Genomic DNA, 20,734 nt, shown 5'->3' with positions numbered 1-20,734 from the left:
TGACGGCACTGGCACAGCAGCTAGCAATAACTGCACCACAATGCTTCTACGCCATTAGCTCAACGACCCAATCGATAAACACGCGCAATTTCAGGCTGACATGCCGGTTCGGCGGATAAGCAATGTAGAGCGGCATCGGCGCGAGTTTCCAGTCTTCGAACAGCGGCACCAGCTCGCCACGCGCTTGATGGGCGGCAGACATGTACTTGGGCAGCCACAGCACGCCCATGCCCGCCAGGCCTGCCGCGAGGTAGGCGTTGCCGTCATCGACTGCCAAAACGTGCCGTCCCTTGATTTGCAGGTTTTCGCTGGCGTTGTGCAAGGCATATGGCACCGGTTTGCCGGTGCGTGCCCAGAGAAAACCGACCACTCGATGGTGGCTGTCTTCCAGGTCTCTCGGGTGCGCGGGAATGCCCGCGCGCGCCAGGTATTGCGGTGCGGCAAACACCCCCAACTGCAGATCGGCGACCTTGCGTGCCATCAGCGACAGGTCCATGAGTTCGCCGCCGCGCACCACGCAATCGACGTTCTCATCAATGATGTCGACGATACGGTCACTGACGCCCATGTCGATCTGAATATCCGGATAACGCGCGTGAAACTCAGGCAGGGCCGGCACCAGAATCAACCGTGCGAGCGGACTCGGGACGTCCACTCGCAGCCGGCCCGAAGGTGATGCCGCCGCGCCGGGCAGGCTGGTTTCGGCATCATCGAGGTCGGCGAGCAAGCGGATCACGCGTTGGTAATACGCCGCGCCATCGGCGGTGACATTGACCTTGCGCGTGGTGCGATTGAGCAACTTGACCCGCAGGCGCGCCTCCAGTTGCTGAACCAGTTGGGTCACGGTGGTCTTGCTCATGTGCAAGGTTTCCGCCGCTTTGGTGAAACTCCCCGCCTCGACCACCCGGGCGAAGGCCTGCATTGCGTCAAAACGGTCCAAGGTCTGCCCTCGATTGTTTGGATTTCACAAACAGTGAACGCCAAGCTTGCGCGTTTATCGCTGGCCTGCAAATACCTACAGTGGCTCCATCAACTCAAATGAAGGAGACACTCCCATGACTCAGCGCGATGTTGTTTTTCCATCCGCACGCCGCACGCTTTACGAACGCCACCGTTACTCGCCAGCCATTCGCTCCAACGGTTTTCTGTTTGTTTCGGGACAGGTCGGCAGCACCGAGGACGGCACGCCAGAGCCGGACCTGAAAAATCAGGTGCGTCAGGCGTTCACTAACCTCAATGCAATCCTTGCAGAGGCCGGTGCCAGCTTCGATGACGTGGTCGATGTAACCGTATTCATCGTTGACCCCCAGTCGAAATTCGAGACGATCTGGGATGTGGTGCTGACCGAGTTCTGGGGCGAGGCGCCGCATCCGACGGTGACGGCGGTTGGTGTGACGTGGCTGTATGGGTTTGATTTCGAGATCAAGGTGATTGCCAGGTTGCCGTAAATATCCGGACACACCCATTCGTTTGCCATTTCAGAGGTCGTCTGTTTGCATGCTGCCCCACATCAGCATTCAGATCAGGGAGAGGATCGATGAACATTTTGGTGGTGGGTGCCAGTAAAGGCTTGGGCCGAGCTTTTATCGAAGGCTTGGGTAACGCGGGAGACACGCTGATTGGTGTGTCCCGCACGCGTCCCGAAGGTTTGGTGTGCGAGGCAGAGCATCCAGTACGCTGGGTGGAAGCCGATCTGATGAACCCGGCCAAATCCGCGCACGCCATCGAGCATGCGGTCGTCGACGATGGGCTGGATACGCTGATCTACAACCTCGGTATCTGGGAAGAGTCGGCTTTCGATCCAGCCTATGACTTTCTCGACAGTCCGGACGACGAATTGCAAGCCATCGTCAGTTGCAACATCAGCGCAACAATCCTGCTGATCAAACGCCTGCTTCCGCTTCTGCTGAAAAGCCCCCACCCCAGAATCATCCTCACCGGATCGACTTCAGGCCTGCCGCAAAGCGGGCGTCCGGAAGTCGCCTTCGGCGCCTCCAAATTCGCCCTGCGCGGGATTGCCGGTACGCTGCGCGAAGGCTACCGACAGCAGCGTCTGGCGGTGACTTGCCTGAATCTGGGGTATCTCAACACCGAGGATCGGCTGAGCACGCCGCGAGATCTGGCTGCGCAGCGTGGCGAGGGTCAGCTGATTCCAGTTCACGATGTCGTTCAGGTGGTGCGCATGATTCTGAGTCTGTCTTCGGCCAGCTACGTCAAGGAGCTCACCCTGCCGGCAATACTCGACGAACGCTTTTGACCATTCCTGCCCTGATGGCGCTGGCCTTTACGCGTGCGAATACGTATAACCTCGCCGATTCGTCTACCCTCACGTAGCGCCCTGGTTCAGCTCTTCACACTTTTTGACGCTCACGAAACGGAGAATTCCATGCTCAAACGAACACTGGCACTGACCGCCGGCCTGGCCCTGTCCTTTTCTGCATTCATGGCCCAAGCGGCCGACGTTTTGCGCGTCAGCGCGATTCCCGATGAAGCCCCGACCGAGTTGCTGCGCAAGTTCGAACCGCTGGGTGCTTATCTGGAACAACAACTGGGCATGAAAGTGCAGTTCGTCCCGGTGGCGGACTACCCGGCAGTGGTTGAAGCACTCGCGACCGATCGCCTCGACATGGCCTGGCTCGGCGGTTTCACTTTTGTGCAGGCACGTTTGAAAACTGACGCAACGACGCCAGTAATCCCGTTGGTACAACGCGAACAGGATGCACAGTTCACCAGCAAATTCATCACCGCTGACCCGAATGTGCATAGCCTCGCCGACTTGAAGGGCAAGACCTTCGCCTTCGGTTCGGTGTCGTCGACCTCCGGCAGCCTGATGCCGCGTTACTTCATGCTGAAAAACGACAACATCAAGCCTGAGGGCTATTTCAGCCGTGTCGCCTACTCCGGCGCCCACGACGCCACCGTGGCCTGGGTGCAGGCTGGCAAGGTTGACGCCGGTGTGCTGAACGCCAGTGTCTGGCAGAAACTGGTCGACGCCGGCAAGGTCGACACCAACAAAGTGAAAGTCTTCGCCACCACCCCGACCTACTTCGATTACAACTGGACCGTGCGCGGCACCCTCGACCCGGCGCTCGCGGCGAAGATCAAAAAAGCCTTCCTTGATCTGGACCCGGCCAACCCTGAGCAGAAGAAGATTCTTGATCTGCAAGCGGCCAGCCGCTTCATCGACACCAAGCCCGAGAACTACAAGGGCATCGAGGAAGCCGCCCGCGCCGCCGAACTGCTGAAATGACCCTACGCCTCAAACAAGGCAGCCTGCGCCACGCCAATGGAGTCGACGCCCTGCGCGGTGTCGACTTGCAGATTGGCGTTGGTGAACAGGTCGCCATCATTGGCCCGTCCGGGGCCGGTAAGTCGAGTTTGCTCAACCTGCTGGCCACCGCCCTGCGGCCCAGCAGCGGCGAGATTGAAGTGCTCGGCGAACGCGCCTGGCACTTGTCTGCCCGCCAGCGTCAGCGTCTGCGCGCGCGGATCGGCCTGGTGCATCAGGCGCCGCCGTTGCCGCCGCGTCAGCGCGTGGTCACCGCCGTGCTGGCCGGCAAGCTGGGGCAGTGGAGTCTGGGTAAAAGTCTTTTGAACCTGTTGCATCCGCTGGATGTGGCCGGTGCGCGCGCGGCGTTGGCGCGACTGGACCTGGGCGACAAACTGTTCGCCCATTGCCAGCAATTGTCTGGCGGCCAGTTGCAACGCGTCGGTATCGCCCGCGTGTTGTATCAGGCGCCGGAAATCCTCTTGGCCGACGAACCGGTGTCAGCCATGGACCCGGTCATGGCCGGGCACACGCTGTCGATCCTCTCGCGGCATGCTCGCGAACATAACGTAACGCTGGTGGCGAGCCTGCATGCGGTGGATCTGGCGCTGTCGCACTTCCCGCGAATCATCGGTCTGCGCGACGGGCAGATTCTGTTCGACAGCCCTTCTGATCGCGTCACCCCGGAAATGCTCGACGCGCTTTACGCCAATGAAAAACTGCAATCACCGACCATTGCGGTGGCGCCTCTGACTGTGCAGATTCCACGATGCTGAAAGCCGATTCACGCGATCCCGCCGCATGGCCGCGTCTGCTGCTGACGTTGCTGGCGATTGCTTTGCTGTGGCCGGGCATTCAGCTCAGCGAGCTGAATCTGGGCGTATTGCTCCCCGACAGCCAGAATGAAATGGGCCGTTTTGTCGCGCAATTCTGGCCACCGGCGCACGACGAAGCGTTTCTGCAGTTACTGTTCAAAGCCACCCTGCAAACTCTGGCCATCGCCACCGCCGGCATGGCTTTGGCGCTGGTGTTGGCGATACCGGCGGGCCTGGTCGCCAGTCGTGCGCTGTCGCTGTCTGCCGCGTCACGCGGTGGCGTGCCGAGCCGACTGGGGCGTCTGTTGCGCTGGCCGGTGCGCGGACTGTTGATTTTCCTGCGCAGCGTGCCGGAAATCGTCTGGGCGCTGCTGTTTGTGCGCGCCGTAGGGTTGGGGCCGGCGGCCGGTGTGCTGGCCATCGCCATCACCTACAGCGGCATGCTCGGCAAAGTCTATGCGGAGATTTTTGAATCGACCGATCAGCGTCCGGCGCACGCACTGTTGCAGGCTGGCAGCGGCCGTCTGGCGGCGTTTGCTTACGGCACGTTGCCCAACGTCGGGTCAGAACTGCTCTCGTACACGGTCTATCGCTGGGAATGCGCGATCCGCGCGTCAGTGGTGATGGGATTTGTCGGCGCCGGCGGCCTGGGTCAGCAGATCGACCTGTCGATCCGCATGTTCGCCGGCGGTGAGGTCGCCAGTATCCTGCTGTGCTTCCTGGTGTTGGTATTGGCCGCCGACCAACTCAGCCGCTTGCTGCGCTGGAGGCTGACATGAATCGTCTGATCAACTTGCTGCTGATCGCCGGCATCGCGCTGGCTGTCATCGCGTCCTTCACTTATCTGGGACTGGATCTGGGCGAGGTGGGCAGCGCCACCAGCCTCAAGCAGATGGGCGCGTATGTGCAGCGTTTTCTCAGCCCGGACTTGAGCGCGGATTACCTGAAAGCCATCTTGCATGGTTCGATGGAAACTCTGGCGATGTCGGCCCTCGGCACCCTGCTCGCCGCTGTGTTCGGCATCGTTCTCGCCCTGCCCGCCGCCGGACGGTTCGGCTGGCCGCTGCAAAGCGCCTCGCGCCTGCTGCTCAATGCCTTGCGGGCGATTCCGGAACTGGTCTGGGCCGCGCTGATGGTGCTCGCCGCCGGCCTCGGCCCGAACGCCGGCACCCTCGCCCTCGCCCTGCACACCACTGGCGTGCTCGGTCGCTTGTTCGCCGAAGCGCTGGAAAATACCCCGCCACAACCGGCCGAAGCCATTCGTTTACAGGGCGGCAATCCGCTCCTCGCCTTTTGCTACGGCACGCTGCCGAACCTTGCGCCGCAACTGCTCGCCTACGTTCTGTACCGCTGGGAAAACAACATCCGCATGGCCAGCGTGCTCGGCTTTGTCGGCGCTGGCGGATTGGGGCAGATGCTCTATGTGAGCCTCAGCCTGTTTCAGGAAGCGCAAGCCAGCACGGTGATTCTGGCGATGCTGGTGCTGGTGTTTGTGGTCGACTGGTTGAGTGCGTGGAGCCGGCAACGCTGGGTCAAAGCGTAGTGCGCAGGCTTGTGGGTGGATATCTGACAAAAGCTGATTATGCTTCAGGAAACCTTGCAGCGATGCGAGGCGGTCAGACTGTGCAAGTTTCACGCGGGAGCAATGGCGGCATATGCCACAAGGCCAGAGTGCGACAAGCAGTAACGAGGGACTCCGGCCTACAACAATAAGCACGACGGAGAACACCCATGGCCACAATCGACACAGCATCCACCGGCAGTCCACCGCGCAGCGGCGGCATCACCAAGGAGGAGCGCAAGGTTATCTTCGCTTCATCCTTGGGCACGGTTTTCGAGTGGTACGACTTTTACCTTTATGGCTCTCTGGCAGCGATCATCGCCAAGCACTTCTTCGCTGGCGTTAACGAAACCACCGCGTTTATCTTCGCCCTGCTTGCCTTCGCCGCCGGGTTCGCGGTGCGGCCGTTCGGAGCCATTGTGTTCGGCCGTCTCGGCGACATGATCGGGCGCAAACACACCTTCCTTATCACCATCGTCATCATGGGCGTCTCCACCGCAATTGTCGGCATATTGCCCGGTTACGCGACCATTGGTGTTGCCGCGCCGGTCATCCTCATCACTTTGCGCTTGCTCCAAGGCCTGGCGTTGGGCGGCGAGTATGGCGGCGCCGCGACCTACGTGGCCGAACACGCGCCGCGCAACAAGCGCGGCTTCTTCACCTCGTGGATTCAAACCACCGCGACCCTCGGCCTGTTTCTGTCGCTGCTGGTGATCCTCGCCTGCCGCACGGCGCTGGGCACTGAAGCCTTCGAAGCGTGGGGCTGGCGGATTCCGTTTCTGTTGTCGATCCTGCTGCTGATCGTCTCGGTGTACATCCGCCTGCAGCTGAGCGAGTCACCGGTGTTCCAGAAAATGAAAGCTGAAGGCAAGGCGTCGAAAGCGCCGCTGACCGAATCCTTCGCGCGCTGGGACAACCTCAAAGTGGTGATCATGTCATTGCTCGGCGGCACGGCCGGGCAAGCGGTGGTCTGGTACACCGGGCAGTTCTACGCGTTGTTCTTCCTGCTGCAGACGCTGAAGATCGACCCGCAAACCGCCAACCTGTTGATCGCCGGTTCGCTGCTGATCGGCACGCCGTTCTTCGTGATTTTCGGCAGCCTTTCCGACCGGATCGGGCGCAAGCCGATCATCATGGTCGGGTGCATGCTGGCGGCGCTGACGTACTTCCCGATCTTCCACGCGCTGACCCAGTACGGTAACCCTGATGTGTTTATCGCCCAGGAGAAGAACCCGGTCAAAGTGATCGCCAACCCGGATCAGTGCTCGTTCCAGTTCGACCCGGTGGGCAAGGCCAAATTCACCAGTTCCTGCGACCTGGCGAAGACCCTGCTGGCAAAACGGGCGATCCCGTATGAGAACGTGATTGCCGAGCCGGGCACCGTCGCACAAGTGCGCATCGGCGATAAAGTCGTCGAGAGTTTCGAAGGCAGCGCCCTGCCGGCCGCCGACTTCAAGACCCGCAACGATGCGTTCACCGCGACCCTCGGCACCGCGCTCAAGGAAGCCGGTTATCCGGAGAAAGCCGACCCGGCGAAAACCAACTACCCAATGGTGTTGCTCCTGCTGACCGTGCTGGTGATCTACGTGACCATGGTTTATGGCCCGATTGCCGCGTGGCTGGTCGAGCTGTTCCCGACCCGCATCCGCTATACCTCGATGTCGCTGCCGTATCACATCGGTAACGGCTGGTTTGGTGGCTTCCTGCCGACGGTGGCGTTTGCCATGGTCGCCGCGACCGGGGATATCTACTACGGCTTGTGGTATCCGATCGTGATTGCGGTGATGACAGCGATACTGGGCACGTTCTTCCTGCCGGAAACCAGGGATCGCGACATTCTCAAGGATTGAACCCGATGCGTCGCCCTCCCCGTCAGTGGAGGGCGACGCGCAGGTTTCAACGCAGCAACCAGCGCGCCGTCAGCCTAGCGCTCAACGGCAGCATCCAGTAGACCATGTTGAAAGAGATCAACCCGGCCACCACCACTTTGAACAGCCATGCTGGCCATTGCAGGTTCGCCACCTCCAGCAGCGCCGCCAATCCCCAGGGCATGCTCACCGACAGCGGCAAAACGATCAGCCATGACAATACCCACTGCTTCCAACGGGCCCCCGAAGGGCTGCTCATCGTTGCTGTCGCCGGAGTACCGCGCGCTGATAGATGCGATCCCGCGCCAGTGTCATTGGATCGGCACTGAGGCTGATGCCGTCAAGCAAACGTCCCGGACTGAAGGCCAACTGCTGCTGGGCGCCGAACTGCGCATCGGCCGGCGCCAGTGAGTCGAGGCTGAAAATGCCCAACTCGACCTCCTGATGCTGACGCGACCACGCAACGGAGCCGTCTTCGATAGCATCCTCCGCTGACGCCAATTGCAACACCAGACGCAGCGTCAGCGATCCTTTGGCCAGTTGCTCTGCCATTTCCGACTGCAAGTAATCCGCCGGCTTCGCCGCTGCCTCGGCGTCACTCAATAGCGGCTGCATGAGCAGTGGCTCGATACGGTAACGGCCGATTGTTTCAACGCCCCGATGATTACTGAATACCAGAGCATTGACCGCGAAGTACTCGAGCCCCGCATAACTGCGCGGCGCCGGTTTCGGTGCATCGAGGAAAGCCCGCGCCCGTGGATGACTCGCCAGAAAGCTGTGCAGGGGCAGCGGATCGGGAGGTGTGGCGACATTAGCGGCAATGCCTTGCAGGAAGATCAGAAAATCTTCGGGCGTGGCCACCGGAAAGCCGTCGAACGAGTGCGTCACGATATCGGTGACCTCGCCGCCGGCCAGGGTAAACCGAACTGCCAGACCACGCGGGCTGGCCAGCGGATCTCCGTCAGCGGTGGCGGGTACGCCACTGAAGTTGGAGAACCGCAGTACCACCGGCACCGTTTGCCCCTGCAAATGCGCAGCCCGGCTGAGGGTGCTGGCGTTCGGCGAAGCCTTGAATGTACCGTTTACCAACAGGCCTTTGGCATGGGTCGCACGAAACCCCGGATGACGGCCGAAGGTGGCATTGAGCGCATCAAGCAAAGCGTCGTACAACGGCTCTGGGGCCATCGTGTCATTCCTTGTGTCGTTGGCAGACAAGGCTGAGGAAGATGCCAGCGTCCCGGCCAGCACGGCGCCGATCAGCAAGCGTTGCAAGCACACGGCATTCATGCCTGACGCAGACCGGGATTGAGTGCGATGTGTTTGTACTCGATGAAATCATCCATGGCCGCCACACCGTTAAGCCTGCCCTGCCCCGATTGCTTACAGCCACCCTCTTCGAATTCGTCGAACACCATGGCCCAATCGTTGATCCAGACGGTACCGACCTCCAACTCGCGGGCAACGCGTAACGAGCGATCGACATCACGGGTCCAGACGCTGGCCGCCAGACCGAACTCACTGTTATTGGCCAACTCGATTGCCTCGGCTTCGCTGTCGAATACCTGCAAGGTCAGCACCGGCCCGAAGGTCTCTTGCTGGACAATAGCCATGTTTGGATCACTGACACGCAAGAATGTCGGTCGATAAAACGCGCCTTTAGCCAGTGGCCCTTCCACGACCGGCCCACCGCGCACAATCACTTGCGCTCCGTCGACAATTGCCTGCTCGACCACTTGATTGACCCGTTGCACATTGGCTTTGTCGATCAACGGCCCCATTTCACTGGCCGGATTTGCTGCGGGCCCCACGCGCACGGCCTCAAGAACGGCCGCCAGACGATCAGTCAGTGCCTTGGCAATATCGCGCTGCACCAGCAGTCGCGAACCGGTCATGCAGAACTGGCCGGCGAACACCGTCAAAGCTTTGAGCAGCACCGGAGCGGCCGCCTCGAGATCGGCATCGTTGAACACCAGCATCGGCGTTTTACCGCCCAGTTCCAGACCAAAACGCTTGAGGTGTTGCGCCCCTGCCGCCGAGATCGCCCGGCCAGTGCCGGTACTGCCGGTAAAACTGATCACCGGCACCTTTGGCGACTCGACCAGATGTATAGACCCCGCCGCACCCGCTTCGCTGAATAGATTGATCACACCGCGCGGCAGTGACCGCGCCTCGCTCATGATGCGTGCGACCAATGCATTGGTCTGGGCGGTCTGCCCCGGCATTTTGATCACAGTTGTACAACCGGCGGCCAACGCCGGTGCCAGCGAACGAATCATCAACACCACCGGTGAATTCCACGGCACGATGATGCCTGCCACACCGACAGCCTGGCGCAATACAAGGGAAATCCGCCCCGGTGTCGGCTCCGCTGCGCGCCCATACTCGGTACGCGCCAACGCCGCGTAATAACGCAACTTGGACGGCACCATGCGCACTTCAAATTCCGCTTGCGGACGGATCTTGCCGTTTTCCAGCGCCAGTGTGTCAATCAACGCTTCGGCGTTACGTTCGAAGGCCTCCGCCAGCTCCAGCAGCACCGTGCCACGCAGGGCGCGATCGTCTTTCCAAGAGGACTGCGCAAACGAACGCAGGGCAGCTTCAATGCCCCGTTGCGCGGTATCCGCGCTCCCCTCGGCATAACAACCAATCTGCTCATACGTCGCGGGGTCAATCGAGTCTTTGTAAATACCGGAATCGTGCCATTGGCCATCGATCCAATTCAAAACGGGAGTGTTGTTCATAGCAGCATCGTCCTGACAATTAGGCGTAAAGCGCGGCGATTTTTTCCGCAAAAGCAATCACAGTGATGTTGGTGGCTACCGACGGCACATCGGGGAAGATCGACGCATCGACCACGCGCAGCCCGTGCAGACCAAGGACCCGGGCCTGCAAATCCACCACGGCATGCTTGTCACCGTGCACGCCCATCGGAGCGGTTGAAGTTGGATGGTGATAGGTGTCCAGGCTCGCCCGGACGCTGGCCAACAGCGCTTCGTCCGACGCAACCCCCGCCCCCGGATTGAGTTCGCTGTGAATCAGGGCGTTCAACGGTGTTGTGCCACCGATCCTGCGGGCCAGGCGAATGCCGTCGAGCAGGCGCTGACGGTCCTCGGGTTCGGCGAGAAAATTCAGATCGATGATCGGCGCTGTAAGCGGATCGCGACTGGCCAGAGTGAGCGTGCCTCGGGACCGTGGCCGCGTGAGCGCAACCGCCAGCACGAAGCCGATGTTGGTCGGGCTCTGTTCGTGGGGAAACAGGTGCGTCGCAGTGATGTGCAGGTCCAGATCGCCGGACTCCGCGCTGCGGCTGTGGGACCAGAGTTTGGCGCCGATGGCCGGGGATTGACGGCCAATCAAGCGTGGATTGGCCGCGTAGGCGTTGTAGTAAAACGGATGATCCTGCAGTTGTTGGCCGACTGGCAGCGTTGCCACCACGGGAATCTGCAATGCCCGCAGATCGGCATCCGGACCAACGCCGGAACGCAGCAGAATCGCCGCACTGCCATAGCTGCCCGCGCTAAGAATGACCTCAGCGGCGCGCAGTTGCGTGCCGTCGCTCAATTGCACTCCGATCGCGCGTTGACCGTCGAACAAGACCTTATCCACCAGGCTGTCAGGGCGGATGTGTAAGTTGCCACGAGTGCGCACCTCATCGTTGAGGTAGGCCATACCGGTGTTGATGCGCACACCGTCGACGACGTTCATCGGGTACGGACCAACCCCGTTGGCATCGGCGCCATCAAAGTCGTCGATGATTTTATAGCCGTAGGAGAAAGTCGCCTGAATAAATGCCCGCTGCATTGGCGTGACATCCAGATGGCTCAGTTGCTGTACCGGAAGCGGCCCGGCATGCCCGTGCAAAGCACTGTCACCACGGCTGTGGCTTTCCAGTTTCCTGAAAAACGGCAGCAGGTCTTCATAGCCCCAGCCCGGCAGATTCCAGCGCGCGAAATCACTGGGCCGTGCCCGGATCGCCACGGCACCATTGATCGCAGAGCTGCCGCCTAACACTTTGCCGCGCACGGCGCCAATCGGATGCTCGATGTAGCCGGCCCGGGTTTTGTAACCCCACTCGAACTGCGGGTTGCCATTGGCACCGACAATGTCGCTGTTGGCGACAATGTCTGGATAGTCGTTCACGGCAAAACTGTTGCCTGCTTCCAGCAGCACGACCTGGCGCTGGCTGTTCTCGCTCAAACGCCGCGCCAACACTGCACCAGCCGAACCGCCACCGACGATCAGTACGTCGACGGTATCAAGGGTGTTCTTCATGCATTTCTTCCCTGTCAGACGCAGGAGTGGCGTCTGTTGGGAACAAGCATATGGAAGGACTCACACGCTCATAAGCAGGCAAAAACCGAATCGGGGTTTCGTTAATTCCGAACGACTCACTGCCTTTGGCGAGCATGCTCGGCAAGCTGCTTTTCCCACGCGGGTGGACTGCCGATCTGCTCACTGAGAAAGCTGATCAGCGCCTGCAGTTTCGGTGAAGCGCGCAGGGATTGCCGATACACCGCCGAGATATTTCCGCCGCGCGGTGCATACGCTGGCAACACCTCTTGCAGTTCGCCAGAGACCATCGGCTGCGCGGCAAGAAACGTCGGCAGAATCGCCAGGCCCATGCCGGCCTTGGCCGCTTCCATGAGTTGATGGGCATTGTTGGTGCGCAGGCGACAGCGCACGCGAAACGACTCCAGCGTGTTGTTCACCGGCAGCGTCCACATGCCATGGGGCTCGCGATTGACATAGAGCATGGCGAAATGGCGGGACAGTTCCTGCGGCGTCTGTGGTGTACCGTGAGCAGCAAGATAGTCGGGGCTGGCGCAAATGACGTGGCGGTTGGCGGTGATGTTTTTCGCCACCAATGAAGAATCAGGCAGCTCACCAATACGGATTGCGGCGTCGTAGCGCTCTTCGTGCAGATTGACATACCGATCGTCGAATTCGACATCCAGTTGCAATTGCGGGTAACGCACCGCGAATGACGACAGGATCGGCGTCAGATAGCGAATGCTGAACGCCATCGGTGCAGCCAGCCGCAGGTTGCCACGCAAGCTCGACTGGGAGGCTTGTACAGCGTCTTCGGCATTTTCGACTTCAGCCAGAATGCGCACGCAGTAGCGATAAAACACCTCGCCCGAATCAGTCAGGCGCGCCTGCCGTCCGCGTTCCAACAGAATACTGCCCAAGCGTTTTTCCAGGTTTTGCAGACGTTGGCTGACCATCGATTTAGCCATCCCTAAACGGCGTGCGGCTTCGGAAATACTTCCGGTGTCGACCACCATGACGAAAGCATGCATCTCACAGAGTTTGTTCACGTAGTTAATCCAAAGAAATCGCACAGGCCTGCGCAACCGGCGCGCAGATCTCGGGGGTGGTTCAGGCTATTACAAAGCGTGGTTTGAGAGTGTCAGCCAACTTGGCCATCATGCTGACGATCGGCTTGAAATTGATCAGCGGGGCCACGCCAGCCTGGACATTCAACGTCGGCAATCTAAAACCTCGCTGACCCATCGCGGTAGTCGCAAAAACGGACTGGTGTTTCCCATACAAGGGACGATCCGCCTTGTATAGTTAGCGCCTTCTGACTGAATGGATTTCGACCGTGCTGGATCTCAATGACCTTCAGTACTTCGTCATGGTGGTGGATCATGGCGGTTTCGCGCAGACCGCCCGCGCCTTGGGCATTCCCAAGTCCAATCTGAGCCGACGCATCGCCCAGCTCGAAGAGCGCCTCGGTGTGCGCCTGATCATCCGCAACACCCGCCACTTCACAGTCACGGAGCTGGGGCAAACCTATTACGAGCGTTGCCGTGCGATGCTCAAGGAAGCCGAAGCCGCAGAGGCCGCGATCGCCCTGACTCACGCCGAGCCGGGCGGCGTGCTGCGCGTTACCTGTCCATCCGTACTGCTGGAAGAGTGCGTGGGCGCAATCATCACGCGTTTCATGGCTATCCACCCGCGCATGGAGGTGCATCTGGAGGCGACTGATCGTCAGGTCGATGTGGTCGCCGAGGGTGTCGATCTGGCGTTACGGGTACGCCCGCCGCCCCTGCAGGACTCCGAGTTGGTCAGCCGCGTCATGTCCCAGCGGCCACAGTGTCTGGTTGCGAGCCCCGGACTGCTGAGTCGTCTGGGCACGCCGAGCGCACCAGAAGATCTGGCCCGGTTCCCCAGTGTTCATCATGGCAGTCCGCAACGCGATTACAGCTGGACTCTGTTTCATCAGGACGGTTCGGAATTCACCCTCCAGCATCGCCCGAACCTGATTACCAAAGGCCTGCCGATGCTGCGCTGCGCGGCGATCGACAGTGTTGGCGTTGCGCAGATGCCAATGTCGTTGGTACACGACTTCATTGAGCGAGGGGAACTGATCGTGGTCCTGCCTGACTGGGCGCCGAGAACTGAAATGATTCATGCAGTGTTTGCGACCCGGCACGGGATGCTGCCGTCTTCGCGCTTGCTGATTGATTTCATGCTGGAGCAATTCAGATTGCTCGATGATCCGCTGCGCGGCATGCGCAAGCCGCCATTGGTTTGATGCCCCGCAAAAATATCGAACGCCCACCGCAACGGCGCCTCCAATGTTTACATCACTGGAGGTCAGCACCATGAATAGCGATGACAGCAAAATCCAGAACGCCCCGCCCACCGACACCTCCGGCAAACCGGTGAATGTGGTCAAGCGCGATCTTGAAGACAGGGACGATGACACCGAAGCCGTTGATGAGGTCATCACGCCTTCGTCTAACCGCGTAAAGGAGCAGGACGCCGAGACGCTGCAACGCAAGATCGATGAGATCGAACGAAAAGTGGCCGATGGCAACTAGGCCGCGTTGGGAGCGGATGGAGTACATCCGCTCCCGCAGCGCATTGAGCTCACGCCGGTTGGAACGTCGATTCGAGCAGATGACCGTCGATGAACTGACCGTTCTGCACCTGAAGCAGTACCTGACGATCGGATTGATCGAACAGTGAGCGGTGCAGTTGCCTGGCGTTGATCGGGCCATTTTTCAGATCATTGTCGAGCGCCGCCAGTTGCGATTTGAAGCGTTGCAAGTTGTCGGCACTGCCACTGAAAAACAGCGTGTTGCTTAACTCCATCTGGGCACTGTAAATCTGCTGGTTCGCCGCAGCGGTCACGGTCAGGCGCTGCAGATTGTCCAGCACTTTCGCCGCTTCGGTGCGGTAGCGTGCCAATGGTTTTTCCATGTGCAGCAAGGCGTAAGCGACCACGCGCAACTGCGTGACTTGCAGATAGCTTTGAACCCAAATGTCCATCCGCGACAGACTTTCAAGCAAAGCCACCCGGGAGGAGTCGGCGTTGAACAGCTTGCCTGTTTCGACGGCCTTCGCCTTGTCCACCTCTTTGTTCATCTCCCGCTCGAAATACGTCTCCAAGGCCACCAGGTCGACCTGGCGGTTTTCCAGTTGCATCAGCGCAGCCGCATCAATGCCTTCCTGTGGATAGTGATCAAGCAGGCTTTGCACGTAACCCACCAGCCCGGTCAAATCATCACGGCGCAGGTTGATCAGGTCTTCTTGCACTTCATCCAGCTGGCGCTTGATGGCGGAAAGTTTCTCATTGATATCGTGCAGGTGTTTCTGCCCGACCGCCGACGAGACGGCATTCCATAGCGCACCACTGAGCATAATGTTTTGCAGGTTGTCGGGGCTGAACAAGTGCGCATTTTCCTTGATGCGCCCGCTTTCGGTGACGAAGGCACGCACCGCACCTTCTTGATCCTTGGCTTTGGTCAACGTCTCAAATGGCAGACTGCACACAACGTAGTTGCCGTTTTGCAACTCGGCCAGCGCCGCCAGGCCCGGGACATTGGACAGCAATGGGTTGAGTGCGCTGAGTTGCCCGGCGGGAATGGCACTGCCGGTGATGACCGGCGCGCGGTCGAACACACTGATCTTCATTAACGTACCGCCCGCCTCATCGGCCAGCACCATGTCCTGCAGCGCCGCGCCCTGCCCGGCCAGCGTTGCAGGATTGGCCAGTTTTGGCGCAACGGGCGCTTGTGCATCCGCTTCCTGACGCAAACGGATCCAGCCCATCTGCGCCACGAACGGCACGGTGACCCGATACGCCTCTGCCGCCGCGCTTTGCGCCCCGATGCCTGCCGTGACCAACAATCCCAGCGGGTTCAAACGCAGGCCGGTGGAAACAGCGGTGAACAACGCTGCACTACCGCCAGCCGACAAGCCCATGATCGTACCGCTCACACCAAGTCCCAAGGCCGATGCCAGCGAGAACGTACCGGACAAGACTTTGATGTGCGTGCTGCGTTCGTGCCGTTGCGCAGCAGGCATTTCACGCCATTCGGCACCAAACAGGGCCAGCGCAATTTCCCGCTCCTTCTGCGCCAGTGGCTTGTCCGCAGGGCTCTTGCCGTTCAGCTTCTTGTACACGTCGTCAACGATTTCGCTGTAGGCCACCGCAGTACGGCCGAGTGCGCGGCGCGCGAGGTTCATTGCCGAATTGCCGCCGAACTGCTGCAATTCATGGCCCAGCAGTGCAAGCAGTGGTGCGGAGTATCGATCGGCACGGGGATCATGTTTGGCCAGAATCAACTGTTTCTTGCACTCGGCGTCCAGACCCGCCCGGCCTCGGCCGAAATCGCTGATCACGTCCACCAATACATCGATTTCCTCGGCGCTGGCAGCCTGCATCTGCGCCAGTAACGTCTCATCGCACACCCATTGTTCCTTCAACATTGCCTCTCCTGCACTAAACAATCGGCTCGAATACCGGTAAATCATCGCTCAGAGCGAGCGCGCCATCAAAAAGATATCACAGTAGATATTGCAGAAAGGGTCTGACAGACCAAAGTCTTAACGTGCAGCACATCGCGCAGCCGCAATCAGGTAATCATGAATACGTTGGCCGTTTCGTCCTGCGACGCACCTTTGGCACACTGCCTATGAGCGGAGAAACTGTTGACTCATTCTGTCGTCAGCGTCGCCAGCGCCAGGGCATTGCCCAGTGCTGCGCCGCTGGCGGTGTTGTCGAAAATGCACCAGGTCGTGGCACCTGCAGCGGTCGCTGACAGCAAGGCGTGTGCGAGGTGTTGCAGATAAGGTGAATCGTAGGCGCTGTGGTAAATGCGCGGTGAGCCGTGCAGGCGCCAATACTGTGTTCCCGCCCAGCCGCCTGGCGAAATATCACGGCTGATGCGCGAAGGATCGACTGCTGCTTGGGCGATCCGGTGAGTCATTAATATAGGCTCGGCGCTGACCCACGATTCATGCCTTGGCTCAAGCACCACCGCGCCGGAGAAGCGCTCGCGCAATGTCGTGAAAAAGGTTTCGGCGCTGGCGGCGTCAAACGCCAGCGAAGGTGGTAACTGCACCAGCAAGCAGCCCAGGCGTTCGCCCAGACCGCCGCATTCAGCCAGAAACCTGTCCAGCGCCGCCTCGCAACCTGCCAGGCGTAATTCATGGGTGATGTGTTTGGGCATTTTCACCGAAAAACGGAAGGCCTCCGGTACGCCATCGGCCCAACGCTCATAGGTTTGCCGGCGATGCGGGCGGTAGAACGAGCTGTTGATTTCCACGCCGTTGAGTCGCGCGGCGTAGCGCTGCAAATGCGTGCCCTCTACCGGAAATACCGGCCAGTGCTCGCGTCCCAGACTCCAGCCTGCACAGCCGATGAAAATCAAAAGCACACCTGCGGGTTTCTCCTGCCTGATCGTTCCTACGCTCTGCGTGGGAATGCCTCAAGGGACGCTCCGTGTCCAGTGACGCGGAGCGTCACGGGCTGCATTACCACGCAGAGCGTGGGAACGATCAAACCTGTGCGTTAACCTGTTATTTTTTTGCCGGGCAGCATTGCGCCGAGCACCTGTTTGGCGGTTTGCACGATCACCCCGGCTTCATCCGGATCGCCCTTGAGCAACGTCGTGGCGAATTTCTTCGCCTGCTCAAGCTTGATGTGCGGCGGCAAGGGCGGCACGTTCGGGTCGGTCTTGAACTCGATCACCACCGGCACTTCCGAGGCCAATGCCTTTTCCCACGCAGCGGCGACGTCTTCTTCGCGATCGACAAAGATGCCTTTCAGGCCAATGGAAATGGCGAACAAGTGGTAAGGCACGTCCGGGATACTTTGCGACGCTTCGAACTTCGGATCGCCCTCCATCACCCGCTGCTCCCACGTGACCTGATTAAGATCCTCGTTGTTGAACACCGCGCAGATCCATTTCGGACTCGCCCATTGCCGCCAATATTTGGCGACGGTGATCAGTTCGGCCATGTTGTTCATCTGCATTGCGCCATCGCCCACCAGCGCAATCACTGAACGCTCGGGATAAGCAAACTTGGCGGCAATCGCGTAAGGCACTGCGGCGCCCATGGACGCGAGGCCACCGGACAACGAGCACTGCATGCCACGGCGGATTTTCAGGTCACGGGCGAACCAGTTGGCGCAGGAGCCAGAGTCGCTGGTGATGATGGCCTCATCGGGCAAGCGTGGCGACAGCTCATAGACCACCCGTTGCGGGTTGACCGGGTCGGCTTTGGCCATGGCGCGTCTTTCGAGGGTTTTCTCCCAACTGCTGCGCCAACCTTCGATTTTCTTGCGCCACTTGTTGGAGGTTTTCTGTTCGAGCAGTGGCAATAACGCGGCGAGGGTTTCCGCCGAGTCGCCGACCAGATTGACCTCCATCGGATAACGCAGGCTGAGCATGTCGGGCTGCAAATCGATCTGCACGCCGCGCGCCTGGCCTTCTTTGGGCAGAAACTCCGAATACGGAAAACCCGAACCGATCATCAGCAAAGTGTCGCATTCGCTCATCAGTTTGTAGCTCGGTTCGGTGCCGAGCAGGCCGATGCTACCGGTGACCCAAGGCAGATCATCGGGCAGCGCGGCTTTGCCCAATAATGCCTTGGCGACGCCGGCACCGAGTTTCTCCGCCACGGCGATGACTTGATCCGTCGCCTGCAATGCCCCGGCGCCAACCAGAATGGCGACCTTCTCGCCCGCATTCAAAACATCGGCGGCACGCTGCAGATCCTCGTCATAAGGCAGCACTTTGGGTTTCGTGTAACCCACCCCGGAATGCGCGGTGCCATGGGCGCGCGCCGGTGCTTCATACTTCAGTTCCTGCAAATCGTTGGGCAGAATCAGCGCGGTCACCCGGCGTTCTCCCACGGCCGTGCGCACGGCCCGATCGAGCAAATGCCGCACCTGCGAAGGCGCCGAGGCCTGCTGCACAAATGCCCCGGCGACATCCTTGAACATCGACACCAGATCCAGCTCTTGCTGATAGTGACTGCCCAATGCCGTGCGTGCCTGCTGGCCGACGATGGCGAGCACCGGCATGTGGTCCATGCGCGCGTCATAGAGGCCGGTGATCAGGTGCGAGGCGCCGGGGCCGGAAGTGGCGATGCACACACCCAGCTCGCCGGTGAACTTCGCGTGTGCCGAGGCCATGAACGCGGCCATTTCTTCATGCCGCGCCTGAACGAATTCGATTTTGCCCTTGGCCCGACTCAGCGCGCCGAACACGCCGTTGATCCCGTCGCCCGGATAACCAAAAATTCGCGTAACGCCCCATTCACTGAGCCGCTCAACCAGAAAATCTCCCACTGTCATCGTCATCTCGATCCTCGTCTTTCTCCGCTGCATGGAGCTGCCCCGGCAGAACATCCGCCGAGAGGTCTAAGGGTCTGGACAGTTGGGTTGTTGGCGAAGTTTCGATTGGTTTCCTCAGGCCAATCCTTGTTTGTTTTTCTGAGTCCCCCACAAGACCTGTCGATCGGTGGTGAGGCCATTCGCGAGCAGGCTCGCTCCCGCAGGGAATTGAGTTGCAAATGTGGGAGCGAGCCTGCTCGCGAAGGCGCCAGAACAGTCACTGCTGAGGCGGGGCCTTTCAACGATGCGGATGCACCGTGAACGCCACCAGTTTGATCACGATCGGCCGCACGACCAGGATGCACAGGAACGCCACCGGCATCGCCAACTTATAGGCGTGCAAGGCATTACTCAGGTAGTTGTTATCAATGCCCGAATTGGCAGCGGTGATCACCAACGACATCAGGAATGCCATGATCGTCGCCATGTACAACGCAAACACATACGGCGTGGCGCGCGGCGACAGCTTGCGTCGGCTAAGGATCAGGGCTTCGGAGCTTGTTGATTGATTCATAAGGCGTTTCCATCCATTGACAGGGAGACCGCACGTTAGCAAAGCCGGTCTGCCGCAACTAGACGCTCAGCCGCAGGTACTTTATAAAGCAGAACTTACGAATCAACCCACGACGGGACGATGAATGAATCTGTTAGCGGCGATTGCCAGTTTTATCAAAGTGGTCGAAGCCGGCTCGATTGTCGGCGCCGCCAAGACCCTCGGCGTCAGTGCGGCAGCGGTCAGCCAAACGCTCAATCGGCTAGAAGCACACCTCGGTGTACGGCTGTTGCAACGCACCACGCGCAGCATGGCACTGACCGAAAACGGCGCGGTGTACTACGAGAAAGTCCGCCGGATTGCGGCGGATCTGGAATCGGCGCAAAGCTTGATCAGCAGCGATGAAACCGAGTTGCAGGGCCGGCTGAGCATCGCCTCGACATCTGCTTTTGGCCGCCATGTGCTGGCGTCGCTGATTGCCGGCTTCACCGCACAGCACCCGCGCCTGCTCATCGAACTGTCGACCACCAATGGCAAGATCAACCACATTCAGGACGGTATCGACCTGAGCCTGCGGATCAAGCCGCAACTGGAGGACGGCATCGTCGCGCGCAAGATCGTTTCGCTGCCCTTCATCATGTGCGCCGCGCCGGCCTATCTTCAGCGCGCCGGGTGGCCGCAATCGCCGGATGATTTGCAAAACCATGCCTGCCTGGCCTTTCGTTATCCACTGGACGGGCGTTTTCTGCGCTGGAGCTTTATCCGCGACGGGCAGCGTTTCGACGCCAATATCAACGCCACCGCCATCAGTGATGACATTGATGCACTGGCGCAAATGGCGGTTCACGGCGCCGGGGTCACCCGGCTGGCGGAGTTTGTCGCAGCGCCTTATCTGGCGAGCGGGCAATTGGTGCCGCTGTTTGAACACAGCGACGCCACCCACTCCGTTGTCGAGCCGATGGACATCTACGCCTGCGTGCAGGAACGTGCGGCGATGACGCCGAAGGTCAAAGCCTTTCTGGATTATTTGACAGCGCATCTGGCCACGCGCTGGCCGATGGAAAATGTTTAAGATTCTGGGTTCAAAGAGG

At 60.0% G+C, this 20,734-nt stretch carries 20 protein-coding genes; 10 read left to right on the top strand and 10 right to left on the bottom strand.

Features of this window, described 5'->3' with window-relative positions:
• Positions 1-46: 46 nt before the first annotated feature.
• Positions 47-940: a LysR family transcriptional regulator gene (locus J0G10_RS14725; protein WP_123464320.1), complete on the bottom strand. Its 894-nt coding sequence runs from the start codon at positions 938-940 to the stop codon at positions 47-49.
• A gap of 115 nt (positions 941-1,055) precedes the next feature.
• Between J0G10_RS14725 and J0G10_RS14720 the strand changes: the two genes are divergently transcribed.
• The 7 genes from J0G10_RS14720 (at position 1,056) to J0G10_RS14690 (ending at position 7,494) form a co-directional block, all read left to right on the top strand.
• Positions 1,056-1,448 (top strand): RidA family protein, encoded by a 393-nt coding sequence (locus J0G10_RS14720; RefSeq protein ID WP_095126556.1) that lies wholly within the window; start codon positions 1,056-1,058, stop codon positions 1,446-1,448.
• Positions 1,449-1,537: 89 nt separating this feature from the next.
• Positions 1,538-2,257, top strand: a complete 720-nt coding sequence (locus J0G10_RS14715) for an SDR family oxidoreductase (protein WP_220558789.1) — start codon at positions 1,538-1,540, stop codon at positions 2,255-2,257.
• 129 nt (positions 2,258-2,386) lie between these two features.
• The gene (locus J0G10_RS14710; protein ID WP_220558788.1) at positions 2,387-3,250 is read left to right on the top strand and encodes a putative selenate ABC transporter substrate-binding protein; all 864 of its coding nucleotides are present in this window, start codon (positions 2,387-2,389) and stop codon (positions 3,248-3,250) included.
• Positions 3,247-4,044 (top strand): phosphonate ABC transporter ATP-binding protein, encoded by a 798-nt coding sequence (locus tag J0G10_RS14705; RefSeq protein WP_095049979.1) that lies wholly within the window; start codon positions 3,247-3,249, stop codon positions 4,042-4,044. The genes J0G10_RS14710 and J0G10_RS14705 overlap by 4 nt, the downstream gene beginning before the upstream one ends.
• On the top strand, positions 4,038-4,862 hold the full coding sequence (locus tag J0G10_RS14700; RefSeq protein WP_095049978.1) for a PhnE/PtxC family ABC transporter permease: 825 nt from the start codon (positions 4,038-4,040) through the stop codon (positions 4,860-4,862). Before J0G10_RS14705 ends, J0G10_RS14700 begins: the two co-directional genes overlap by 7 nt.
• Positions 4,859-5,626, top strand: coding sequence for a phosphonate ABC transporter, permease protein PhnE (phnE, locus tag J0G10_RS14695; protein WP_220558787.1), 768 nt, complete (start codon positions 4,859-4,861; stop codon positions 5,624-5,626). Before J0G10_RS14700 ends, phnE begins: the two co-directional genes overlap by 4 nt.
• Before the next feature lie 188 nt (positions 5,627-5,814).
• Positions 5,815-7,494, top strand: a complete 1,680-nt coding sequence (locus tag J0G10_RS14690; RefSeq protein ID WP_220558786.1) for an MFS transporter — start codon at positions 5,815-5,817, stop codon at positions 7,492-7,494.
• Positions 7,495-7,540: 46 nt separating this feature from the next.
• On the opposite strand, the gene J0G10_RS14685 is transcribed toward J0G10_RS14690, so the two are convergent.
• The 5 genes from J0G10_RS14685 to J0G10_RS14665 form a co-directional block, all read right to left on the bottom strand.
• The gene (locus J0G10_RS14685; protein ID WP_095049973.1) at positions 7,541-7,771 is read right to left on the bottom strand and encodes a hypothetical protein; all 231 of its coding nucleotides are present in this window, start codon (positions 7,769-7,771) and stop codon (positions 7,541-7,543) included.
• Positions 7,768-8,799: a catalase family peroxidase gene (locus J0G10_RS14680; RefSeq protein ID WP_245398052.1), complete on the bottom strand. Its 1,032-nt coding sequence runs from the start codon at positions 8,797-8,799 to the stop codon at positions 7,768-7,770. Before J0G10_RS14680 ends, J0G10_RS14685 begins: the two co-directional genes overlap by 4 nt.
• Entirely contained in the window at positions 8,796-10,253 is a 1,458-nt protein-coding gene (locus J0G10_RS14675) for an aldehyde dehydrogenase family protein (protein WP_220558785.1), read from the bottom strand. Before J0G10_RS14675 ends, J0G10_RS14680 begins: the two co-directional genes overlap by 4 nt.
• A 19-nt stretch (positions 10,254-10,272) precedes the next feature.
• Positions 10,273-11,784, bottom strand: a complete 1,512-nt coding sequence (locus J0G10_RS14670) for a GMC family oxidoreductase (RefSeq protein ID WP_220558784.1) — start codon at positions 11,782-11,784, stop codon at positions 10,273-10,275.
• Positions 11,785-11,900: 116 nt separating this feature from the next.
• A complete protein-coding gene (locus J0G10_RS14665) occupies positions 11,901-12,830 on the bottom strand; it encodes a LysR family transcriptional regulator (RefSeq protein ID WP_220558783.1) in 930 nt (309 codons plus the stop codon).
• A gap of 287 nt (positions 12,831-13,117) precedes the next feature.
• On the opposite strand from J0G10_RS14665, the gene J0G10_RS14660 reads away from it, so the two are divergent.
• Together J0G10_RS14660 and J0G10_RS14655 are read left to right on the top strand one after the other, a co-directional pair.
• Entirely contained in the window at positions 13,118-14,053 is a 936-nt protein-coding gene (locus J0G10_RS14660) for a LysR substrate-binding domain-containing protein (RefSeq protein ID WP_095049968.1), read from the top strand.
• Between the two features lie 70 nt (positions 14,054-14,123).
• A complete protein-coding gene (locus J0G10_RS14655; RefSeq protein ID WP_095049967.1) occupies positions 14,124-14,342 on the top strand; it encodes a hypothetical protein in 219 nt (72 codons plus the stop codon).
• Positions 14,343-14,391: 49 nt separating this feature from the next.
• Here J0G10_RS14655 and J0G10_RS14650 read toward each other — a convergent pair whose 3' ends face one another.
• From J0G10_RS14650 to J0G10_RS14635, 4 genes are all read right to left on the bottom strand, one after another.
• Entirely contained in the window at positions 14,392-16,236 is a 1,845-nt protein-coding gene (locus J0G10_RS14650) for a hypothetical protein (protein WP_095126548.1), read from the bottom strand.
• 227 nt (positions 16,237-16,463) lie between these two features.
• Positions 16,464-17,180 carry a DUF72 domain-containing protein gene (locus tag J0G10_RS14645; protein ID WP_220558863.1) on the bottom strand — a complete coding sequence of 239 codons (717 nt, stop codon included), beginning with the start codon at positions 17,178-17,180 and terminating at the stop codon, positions 16,464-16,466.
• A 140-nt stretch (positions 17,181-17,320) separates the two neighbouring features.
• Positions 17,321-19,117 carry a thiamine pyrophosphate-requiring protein gene (locus J0G10_RS14640; RefSeq protein WP_220558782.1) on the bottom strand — a complete coding sequence of 599 codons (1,797 nt, stop codon included), beginning with the start codon at positions 19,115-19,117 and terminating at the stop codon, positions 17,321-17,323.
• 271 nt (positions 19,118-19,388) lie between these two features.
• Positions 19,389-19,664 carry a DUF2798 domain-containing protein gene (locus tag J0G10_RS14635; RefSeq protein WP_220558781.1) on the bottom strand — a complete coding sequence of 92 codons (276 nt, stop codon included), beginning with the start codon at positions 19,662-19,664 and terminating at the stop codon, positions 19,389-19,391.
• Between the two features lie 124 nt (positions 19,665-19,788).
• Here J0G10_RS14635 and J0G10_RS14630 point away from each other — a divergent pair, with 124 nt between their 5' ends.
• Positions 19,789-20,715, top strand: coding sequence for a LysR family transcriptional regulator (locus J0G10_RS14630; RefSeq protein ID WP_095049962.1), 927 nt, complete (start codon positions 19,789-19,791; stop codon positions 20,713-20,715).
• The last annotated feature ends 19 nt before the right edge of the window (positions 20,716-20,734 follow it).

Source organism: Pseudomonas germanica, assembly GCF_019614655.1.
GTDB classification, from domain to species: domain Bacteria; phylum Pseudomonadota; class Gammaproteobacteria; order Pseudomonadales; family Pseudomonadaceae; genus Aquipseudomonas; species Aquipseudomonas neuropathica.
The sequence above is the reverse complement of the archived record's forward strand: the minus strand, read 5'-3'. Positions and strand labels throughout refer to the sequence as shown.

Coding starts and splice junctions, on each gene's coding strand:
- J0G10_RS14720 (WP_095126556.1), top strand. CDS start 1,056: ATGACTCAGCGCGATGTTGTTTTTCCATCCGCACGCCGCACGCTTTAC.
- J0G10_RS14715 (WP_220558789.1), top strand. CDS start 1,538: ATGAACATTTTGGTGGTGGGTGCCAGTAAAGGCTTGGGCCGAGCTTTT.
- J0G10_RS14710 (WP_220558788.1), top strand. CDS start 2,387: ATGCTCAAACGAACACTGGCACTGACCGCCGGCCTGGCCCTGTCCTTT.
- J0G10_RS14705 (WP_095049979.1), top strand. CDS start 3,247: ATGACCCTACGCCTCAAACAAGGCAGCCTGCGCCACGCCAATGGAGTC.
- J0G10_RS14700 (WP_095049978.1), top strand. CDS start 4,038: ATGCTGAAAGCCGATTCACGCGATCCCGCCGCATGGCCGCGTCTGCTG.
- phnE (WP_220558787.1), top strand. CDS start 4,859: ATGAATCGTCTGATCAACTTGCTGCTGATCGCCGGCATCGCGCTGGCT.
- J0G10_RS14690 (WP_220558786.1), top strand. CDS start 5,815: ATGGCCACAATCGACACAGCATCCACCGGCAGTCCACCGCGCAGCGGC.
- J0G10_RS14685 (WP_095049973.1), bottom strand. CDS start 7,771: ATGAGCAGCCCTTCGGGGGCCCGTTGGAAGCAGTGGGTATTGTCATGG.
- J0G10_RS14680 (WP_245398052.1), bottom strand. CDS start 8,799: ATGAATGCCGTGTGCTTGCAACGCTTGCTGATCGGCGCCGTGCTGGCC.
- J0G10_RS14675 (WP_220558785.1), bottom strand. CDS start 10,253: ATGAACAACACTCCCGTTTTGAATTGGATCGATGGCCAATGGCACGAT.
- J0G10_RS14670 (WP_220558784.1), bottom strand. CDS start 11,784: ATGAAGAACACCCTTGATACCGTCGACGTACTGATCGTCGGTGGCGGT.
- J0G10_RS14655 (WP_095049967.1), top strand. CDS start 14,124: ATGAATAGCGATGACAGCAAAATCCAGAACGCCCCGCCCACCGACACC.
- J0G10_RS14650 (WP_095126548.1), bottom strand. CDS start 16,236: ATGTTGAAGGAACAATGGGTGTGCGATGAGACGTTACTGGCGCAGATG.
- J0G10_RS14640 (WP_220558782.1), bottom strand. CDS start 19,117: ATGACGATGACAGTGGGAGATTTTCTGGTTGAGCGGCTCAGTGAATGG.
- J0G10_RS14635 (WP_220558781.1), bottom strand. CDS start 19,664: ATGAATCAATCAACAAGCTCCGAAGCCCTGATCCTTAGCCGACGCAAG.
- J0G10_RS14630 (WP_095049962.1), top strand. CDS start 19,789: ATGAATCTGTTAGCGGCGATTGCCAGTTTTATCAAAGTGGTCGAAGCC.